Annotated in this window: 6 protein-coding genes; 2 read left to right on the forward strand and 4 right to left on the reverse strand. The window is 43.8% G+C overall.

Annotation, left to right across the window (positions count from 1 at the left end):
• Nucleotides 1–232: 232 nt before the first annotated feature.
• The 3 genes from aroF to INF29_RS13295 all read right to left on the reverse strand — a co-directional run bounded on the left by aroF (nucleotide 233) and on the right by INF29_RS13295 (nucleotide 5,583).
• Complete coding sequence (gene aroF, locus INF29_RS13285) at nucleotides 233–1,249, reverse strand: 3-deoxy-7-phosphoheptulonate synthase (protein WP_072850115.1); 1,017 nt, start codon at nucleotides 1,247–1,249, stop codon at nucleotides 233–235.
• Between the two features lie 771 nt (nucleotides 1,250–2,020).
• Complete coding sequence (locus INF29_RS13290) at nucleotides 2,021–3,754, reverse strand: NADH-dependent [FeFe] hydrogenase, group A6 (RefSeq protein ID WP_193487160.1); 1,734 nt, start codon at nucleotides 3,752–3,754, stop codon at nucleotides 2,021–2,023.
• Complete coding sequence (locus INF29_RS13295; RefSeq protein ID WP_191345050.1) at nucleotides 3,748–5,583, reverse strand: NAD(P)-binding protein; 1,836 nt, start codon at nucleotides 5,581–5,583, stop codon at nucleotides 3,748–3,750. The genes INF29_RS13290 and INF29_RS13295 overlap by 7 nt, the downstream gene beginning before the upstream one ends.
• Before the next feature lie 431 nt (nucleotides 5,584–6,014).
• On the opposite strand from INF29_RS13295, the gene INF29_RS13300 reads away from it, so the two are divergent.
• Nucleotides 6,015–7,052 carry an IS1595-like element ISSag10 family transposase gene (locus INF29_RS13300; protein ID WP_002837184.1) on the forward strand — a complete coding sequence of 346 codons (1,038 nt, stop codon included), beginning with the start codon at nucleotides 6,015–6,017 and terminating at the stop codon, nucleotides 7,050–7,052.
• 23 nt (nucleotides 7,053–7,075) lie between these two features.
• Entirely contained in the window at nucleotides 7,076–7,570 is a 495-nt protein-coding gene (gene lnu(C), locus INF29_RS13305) for a lincosamide nucleotidyltransferase Lnu(C) (RefSeq protein ID WP_019543803.1), read from the forward strand.
• Between the two features lie 50 nt (nucleotides 7,571–7,620).
• Here lnu(C) and INF29_RS13310 read toward each other — a convergent pair whose 3' ends face one another.
• Complete coding sequence (locus tag INF29_RS13310; protein WP_193487162.1) at nucleotides 7,621–8,559, reverse strand: hypothetical protein; 939 nt, start codon at nucleotides 8,557–8,559, stop codon at nucleotides 7,621–7,623.
• Nucleotides 8,560–8,827 lie beyond the last annotated feature (268 nt).

The following is an 8,827-nucleotide window of genomic DNA, read 5'->3' on the forward strand; positions in this document are numbered from 1 at the left end:
GCTCGTAAATTTGTGCGGTTAGTCTTTGCACTGCTCAAAGACAATCGTTTATATCGTCCGGCAGAATAGATTTTTCTATCTGCCGATACACTAACCCTGCTCATTTTTCAAAAATACGATTTGCAGGACTTAGGTGGGTGTTTTTGTCTTTTTGAAACATAGCTGAAAGTATATCTTTCAATATTGTTTTTATCTTGACATATCACCGCTGGACTTTTTCTATCGTCTTCTCTTAATCTTCATTGTATTTGCAGGCAAAAGGTCTGATTTGGAATACAGCCTTTGCTACATCGTCAAATGCTTCCGGTGTCAGGGACTGTGCGCCGTCACACAGTGCTCTTGCCGGGTCATTATGCACTTCAATCATGAGCCCGTCTGCCCCAGCTGCTGTTGCTGCCATTGCCATGGGTTTTACCATGTTGGAGTGTCCTAATGCATGGCTGGGGTCTACAATAACAGGCAAATGTGTCAGTTTTTTCAAAACAGGAATAGCAGACAAATCCAGTGTATTTCTTGTTTTGGTTTCAAATGTGCGGATACCTCTTTCGCAGAGGATGACGTTTTCGTTGCCACCAGCCATAATGTATTCCGCACTCATAAGCCATTCCTCAATGGTATTTGCCAGCCCACGTTTCAGCAGGATGGGTTTGTCGATGGTACCCAGTTCCCGCAGCAGATCAAAGTTCTGCATGTTTCTTGCCCCTACCTGAATCACATCAACGGATTCAAACATAGGCAGATGGCTGATATTCATGATTTCAGATACGATAGGCAATCCTGTTTTTGCCTTTGCTTCTTCCAGCAGTTCAATGCCTTCGCCTTTCAGACCTTGGAAAGCGTAAGGGGAAGTTCTGGGCTTAAATGCGCCGCCGCGAAGCAAGCCTGCGCCGGATTTTTTCACACATTCCGCAATGTAGCACACCTGCTCTCTGGACTCTACGGAGCAAGGACCAGCAATGATTTGGAAATTGCCGCCGCCAATCTTCACGCCGCCGATGTCCACCACCAAGTCTTCATTGTGGAATTTTCTGTTTGCATTTTTAAATGGCTCTTGTATCCGTTTTACGTTTTCTACAATGTCCAATGCTCTTACCAAATCCATATCCACCTGAGAGGTATCCCCCACCAGACCGATGATGGTATGGGTTTTTCCAATGGAAACATGGGTTTCAATCCCCATGCTGTGAATCCACGCTTCCAAGTTTTCCAGTTGTTCCGGTTTTGTATTCTGTTTCAGTACAATAATCATTCCACTTACCTCCTTCATGATAAAACGCTTCCTTTCATCGCTGCCTACCCTTCTTTCCTACAAAAAAGAAAGACTCCGCAGCGAATTTCACTGCGAAGTCCTATATGTCCTTCCAAAGAAAAAAACAACAAAACGAACCGTCTTTTCCTAACAGCAAAATTCACTTTGAATCTCTGAAAACACGGTAAAAATAAAAGTATGCAGTTGCAGCAAAATTATTTTGAATCATAAATATGCAACCCTTTCGTCTGGTTATTTTTTCTCATACTATCACAAAGGATTGCCGATGTAAACCCCCAATATGGAAAAAGCTGCGCTTCTATGAAACCTGTTGAAAAATCAAAAATCCTCTGCAAAAATACCGTCACTTTGCACATCTCAGAAAAACAACTGTCTTTTTATACAAAGGAATATGTTCTTTTTTGTGCATGTTTTATGGAACATGTATCTTGGACTCCCCTTCTCCCATTGGTCATTTTTTAAGTGTTTTGCAGTGAACATCTCGGTTTTGTCCTTCTCTGACAAACGTCCCCTTTTATTTGCACTTTTCCTAAAAACAGCAAACGGAATACCATTAGAGACATCTTCCAAAAAAAATAAAGAAAGCTGAAATCTTTCTGGTACAAAGGATCTCAGCTTTCTTATTTTTATAGGATTTGATCAAATATGTTTTCTTCTGAAAACAGTCGTCACAACTCCCCTTAAGAAATCAACAAAAATAGGAAATGTTTATTTAAGGGAAATTGCTCTATGTATCCCATCGTTTTTATTTTATTCTGATTCTCTTGGCATTTTCCATGCTGTATGGTCTGTATGGAGCAAGTGATGGGCTTTTTCTCCCAAAGGTTCGCCCAGGAAATCTTTATACAATGCCTGGATTGCCGGATTTTCATGGCTGAAACGCAGGTTTGCGATATCATCCAGGAAATACAGGTGATTTCCGCGGCATTCTGCCTGTTCCAGTCCATCTTTGATGGGCTGACCGCCGCCGCCGGCACAACCGCCGGGACAAGCCATGATTTCCACAAAGTCATAATGGGCTTTGCCTTTACGCAGGGCTTTCACCAGTTTTCTAGCATTGCCCAAACCACTGGCAACAGCCACCCGCAGGGTTTTGCCTGCCAGTTCAAATTCCGCTTCTCTCCAGCCTTCCTGTCCACGGACATTCTGGAAAGCATCTGGAGCCGCATTTTCGCCGTTTACCAAATAATAAGCGCTGCGCAGAGCCGCCTCCATAACACCGCCGGTCACACCGAAAATAACGCCAGCACCCGTCGCTTCTCCAATAGGATCATCAAAAGGTGTGCTTTCCAGCAGATCAGGACGGATATGTTCCGCACGGAGCATGCGCACAAATTCTCTGGTAGTCAGTACCAGATCCACATCTCTTTCCGTTCCTGCATCATTCATGGTAGGCAGGATATTTTCACTCTTTTTGGCAATGCAAGGCATGATGGACACACTGAATACATCTTCTTTCGCAATGCCCAGTTTTCCTGCGTAATAAGCCTTCACAACTGCCCCAAACATCTGCTGGGGAGATTTTGCTGTGGAAAGACATTCCGTCATGTCGGGATACTGGCTCTTCATAAACCGTACCCACGCAGGACAGCAAGATGTGAACATGGGATACTGATGTTCTCCCTCACTCAAACGGCGCAGCAGTTCACTGCCCTCTTCCATAATGGTCAGGTCTGCCGCAAAGTCTGTATCAAAGACATAGTCTACGCCCATCATTTTCAAAGCTGTAACAATCTTTCCAACCTCAGCTTCTTCGTGAGAAAGACCCATTTCTTCCCCCCAGGAAGCCCGTACTGCAGGTGCAATCTGTACAATGACTTTTTTCTTGGGATTTGCCAATGCAGCAAAGAACTGTTCTGTGTCATCTCGTTCACTCAATGCTCCCACAGGACAGTGGGTCACGCACTGCCCGCAGAAAGAACAGTCGGAATCCATAATACGATTGTTATAAGCGACATCGACAGTGGTTCTGGCACCAGTACCTTCTACGTCCCAAATATGCAGATCCTGCACCTTATCACAAATCTGGATACAGCGCATACACTTAATACATTTAGAAGCATCTCGAATCAAAGGGGAACGAGGGCTCCACTGATAAGGAGGCACCTGCATTTCATAAGGCTGACGACGAATATCCAAATCGTTGGCAATGGTCTGCAATGTACAGTTGCCACTGCGCACACACATGGTACATTTGCTGTCATGCTGAGAAAGGATCAGTTCCACATTGGTCTTTCTGACTTCTCTAACTCTTGGGCTGTTGGTATAGACCACCATGCCTTCGCTGACAACATTATTGCAGGAGGAAATGAGTTTATCAACGCCTTCCACTTCCACCACACAAACACGGCAAGCGCCAATTTCATTGATATCTTTCAAATAACACAGGCTGGGCACATAAATGCCAGCAGCTCTTGCCGCTTCCAGAATGGTGGTATTTTCTTTTGTCTGTACTTGTTTTCCATCTATAGTCAGATTTACCATTTTTCCACCCTCCCTCCTTTGAAGTTGCCATAGCCGTAATGGTCACACCGCAGACAGCGGCAGCTTTCCTGCATGGCTTCTTCGTGGGTCAAGCCGCATTCAATCAAATTAAAGTCATGGTTTCTTTCACCGGCACTGCGTTCTGTGGTGTTAACTCTGCCGCCGGCAGGCATTACATTCAGCCGTACAGGAGGGATTTCCACATCCACTGTAATCTGGTGATTGAAACCTAAGTATTCATCAATATTAGCAGCTGCAACCTTACCAGCTGCGATGGCACGAATGACTGTAGCAGGACCTGTTACGCAGTCACCGCCAGCAAATACACCATCAATGTTTTCAAAGTCACTGCTTGCCATGGCATCAATAACGCCGCGTTTGATGGGCACACCGTATTCTTCAAATGGCTGTGTTTCGATGCCCTGCCCAATGGCAACAATGATAATGTCACAAGGAATCCGTACAGGAGGCGCGTCAGCAGGCATGGGACGAGGTCTGCCGCCGCTGTCCATAGGACCTACAATCTGGGGCTGTGCCCACAGAGCTGTTACATTATCGTCCTCATCGCCGGAAATCCGCAGAGGCGCATGCATACACATGATTTCACAGCCTTCACCCAATGCGCCTTCGATTTCATCAGGCAGTGCTGTCATATCCACTTTTCTTCTGCGGTAAACGCAGGTAACGCTTTCCGCACCCAGACGTTTCGCACTTCTGGTACAGTCCATGGCTACATTGCCGCCGCCAACGACAACCACACGTTTTTTTCGGAAGTCTGGCAGAGCGCCGTCGCCAATGCTGCGCAGCATCTGTACCGCAGACATAACGCCACGTTTGTCTTCCCCTTCGATGCCAATCTTTTTATCACTCTGGGCACCAATGGAAATATAAATACAGTCAAAAGCATCTTTGATCTGCGGCAGGGTCACATCTTTGCCCACTTCCACACCTGTATGTACGGTAATACCTGTGGAAAGAATTGCTTCCAAATCCTCATCCAGTCTTTCTCTTGGCAAACGATAGCTTGGAATGCCATAACGGAGCATACCGCCCAGTTTTTTATTCTTTTCAAATACTTCTACATGATGTCCCATCAATGCCAAATAATAAGCCGCGCTCAAACCGCCGGGACCGCCGCCCAGAATGGCAACTTTCTTTCCTGTTGGTTCTGCACAAGGCGGTGCAGGCACAACGCCTGCATGATCCACAGCATACCGTTTCAACGCACGAATATTGATGGCATCATCCACCATATTTCTGCGGCACCGTGCTTCACAGGGATGTTCACAAACCATAGCACAGGACGTTACAAAGGGATTGTCTTTTCGAATGAGCCGTACGGCATCCGCATAACGTTCATGGGAAATCAAGGCAATATATCCGGGAATATCCACATTGGCCGGACAGAGAGCCACACAGGGCACCGGCTGGTAAATATTGAACAGACAGCGTTTGTTATGAATATGTTCCAGATAATCATCCCGGAACCCTAATACCCCACGCAATACCATTTCTGCCGCTTCTGTCCCAATGGCACAATCAGCGGAATTCTTGATGACACGAGCGGTTTTTTCGATCAGCTGCAGATCCTCCTCACTGCCTTTGCCGTCCAAAACCCGTTCCAGCAACACCTGTAACTGTCCCAGACCAACACGGCAGGGAACACATTTCCCGCAAGTCTGGGCATGACACAGCTTCAGAAAAGCCGCAGCCATATCCACAGGACAAAGCCCGGGAGGACTGGCAATGATCCTACGTTCTACATCCCGATAAAGCCCTTCCACAACGGTCTGCGCCTTATTGGGTGTGATAATACTCAATCTGCTCATATCGCACCTCCTTACTAGGTATCCGCCTGATAAAAAAAGTGTGCCCAACCCTAGAAGAAATTCCAGTTTTTCACTTTTGGGCTCCAGCACTTTTCCTTCACAGGCTTCTATTTACAACAATCTTTTTTTGCCGGAATTTTCACAGAAAAAACACTCTGGAAAATTGTCGACAAACAAACAAAGGATTGCACAGTTCCCTCAAACCATAAGAAAAAATATTACTTTATTCCCCGTTTGTTCTTTTTATTATACCATAATCTTTTTATTTGTTCTAATAGAAAAAAGGAATCCTTTGATAAGGATTCCCTGTATGTTCTACCAAAAATATTCAGTTTTTCTGTGTGGCTCTGTCACAACAAATGGTTGATTTTTGACGAGAAATAGCGTATAATAATAGTAAGAAACAGTACCACCGAAGGAGGTAATTGGATATGCCTACTATCAAAGACGCATTAGATATTATCGGTAAGTTGACTGTCGCAGAGCAGGAAAGCCTTAAAACAATGCTTTTAAGTCCTGCCTTTGTAAAGTCTTTGAATATTGAAGATTTCGTAGCAAAGGAACGCTTTGCAAATGGTCGTGTATGCCCTCTTTGTGGCTGTATCCATGTGGTTCGCAATGGTCATCGTAAAGATGGCACACAGCGATATGTATGTAAGGATTGTGGCAAGTCCTTCGTGATTGCTACGAACTCCATTGTGTCTGGTACAAGAAAAGACTTGTCCGTGTGGGAGCAGTACATTGATTGTATGATGAATGGCTTATCCATTCGTAAGACTGCTGTTGCTTGTGGGATTCACAGAAACACCGCATTCCTTTGGAGACACAAGATTTTGGATGCACTTCAGAATATGGCAGACGATGTTACCCTTGACGGCATTATTGAGGCTGACGAAACTTTTTTCGCCATCTCGTACAAGGGCAATCATAGCAAGAGTAAGACATTTGCTATGCCACGCAAGGCTCATAAGCGTGGTCATTCTACACATATCAGAGGCTTGTCCCAAGAAAAGGTATGTGTTCCTTGTGCGGTTAATAGGAATGGCTTGTCTATCTCCAAGATTACGAATACTGGTAGAGTTTCTACAAGAGATTTACATCATATTTATGATGGTAGGATTAAGACCAATTCCACTCTTGTTACGGACAAGATGAACTCCTATGTGAGATTTACAAATGCCAATGGCATTGACCTTGTGCAGTTAAAGACTGGCAAAGCCAAGAAAGGCATTTATAATATCCAACATATCAATAGCTACCATAGCCAGCTAAAGAGGTTTATGCGTGGCTTTAACGGTGTTTCTACCAAGTATCTGAACAACTATCTTGTGTGGAATAACCTTGTAAATTACGCCAAAGAAAGCGACATGGAGAAAAGGAACATCTTCTTAACTTTCGTTTTGGCAACATTGAAAACTGCTAAATGCAGAGATTTATCAAACAGACCAGCAGTTCCTCTGGTCGCCTAATTAGAATTTGTGGAGATGATAAGATGGTCAATATAACAGATGTAAAACAGATTCTTCAATTTGCAATAGATGCGGAGATTAAAGTCTTTCTTGATGGTGGCTGGGGTGTAGATGCTCTTCTTGGATATCAGTCAAGAGCCCATAATGATATTGACATTTTTGTAGAAAAGAACGATTATCAGAACTTTATAGAAATAATGAAAGCTAATGGCTTTTATGAGATTAAGATGGAATATACAACATTGAACCATACTGTATGGGAAGATTTGAAAAACAGAATTATTGATTTGCATTGTTTTGAATATACGGACGAAGGTGAAATTCTTTATGATGGGGATTGTTTTCCGGTAGAAACTTTTTCGGGTAAAGGAAGAATTGAGGAAATAGAGGTTTCCTGTATTGAACCATATAGTCAAGTAATGTTCCATCTGGGATACGAGTTTGATGAAAATGATGCACATGATGTGAAGTTATTGTGTGAGACACTTCATATCGAAATTCCAAATGAGTATAGATAACTGCAAATAACAGTTTGTAGGGGAGTTCTGATACTCCCCTATAAAAATGGCTATTTATCAACTGTTTGTTGTGACATAGCCTTCTGTGTAAACGTTCTTGTTTCCTCGTCATAGGCATATCCCTCTGCGGCAACTACCTCTTTCATATCTTCCAGATTTGCATACAGTTTCTTACCATCATAAACGCAGGCAATACGAATGCCTTCTCCTGTCAGTGCATATCCAGAAATCAGTCGCTGCTCCATAAAATCCTGAGAAACTGTTTCTAAGGGAACCTGGTAATTTTCTACCGCGCCATCTTGATGCATATGCAGGATGCCTTTATGAAGCGCAAAAGACAAATCCATGTTTTCCGCCAGCTCCGGCAGACTCACATACTCCTCTGCGAAAGATTCTTTTGTAAAAGGAATATCATCCGTCAAGACCTTCTCAAAAAGGATGCAGCCCCAAGGCGTCCGCAGCGGCATGGTGGGACGCAAAGGATACAAATCCCAATTGTCTTCCGCTTCTTCCTTCTTTTCAACCAGATAAACACTAAATCTCGTTTGCTGTAATTGTTCCATATTCTCCCATATGCCGCTATAAGTCATGTAGGACTGGTCCAAATTTTCTCCAGTCAGACTTTCCACAGCCACCATCAATTCCCCATTGATGACTTTTGTAGGAACCAACAGCCCATTACAATATACATGATGCTTTTCTGCTTCATCGTGCACCACGATTTCCTCTTTCTCCACCGTTTTCATTCCTGGTGATAATGGATACAACACCCAATTCGTTTCCAGACTGCCAGTCATTTTATCTCCTTTTTGCAGTGCAAAACCATAATCCTGCAATCCTTCCACAGATATCCAATGTTTTTCTTCTAGTTCCGTTGTGGCTATCTCTGCACCATCAATGGTGATGGTGATTGAATGATCGCAGCCGCTCAACCCCAAAGCGCACAGAACAGCCAATAGAAAATAGAAATGTTTTCCCCAGCTTTTCATTTCTTCCTCCTAAAATATAACGATGCCCCCAACACGTTGTCTGCTTTCACTATATGCCCACTTTTGCCCTCTGTCAAGTCGGCATATTTGACAGGGTTTTCCGATTGTGCTATGATTTCTGCGAAAAACCCGATTTTATAAAAAAGTCCAGCGGTGATATGTCAAGATAAAAACAATATTGAAAGATATACTTTCAGCTATGTTTCAAAAAGACAAAAACACCCACCTAAGCCCTGCAAATCGTATTTTTGAAAAATGAGCAGGGTTA

This window comes from Anaerotignum lactatifermentans (assembly GCF_014982935.1).
GTDB lineage: Bacteria > Bacillota > Clostridia > Lachnospirales > Anaerotignaceae > Anaerotignum > Anaerotignum lactatifermentans.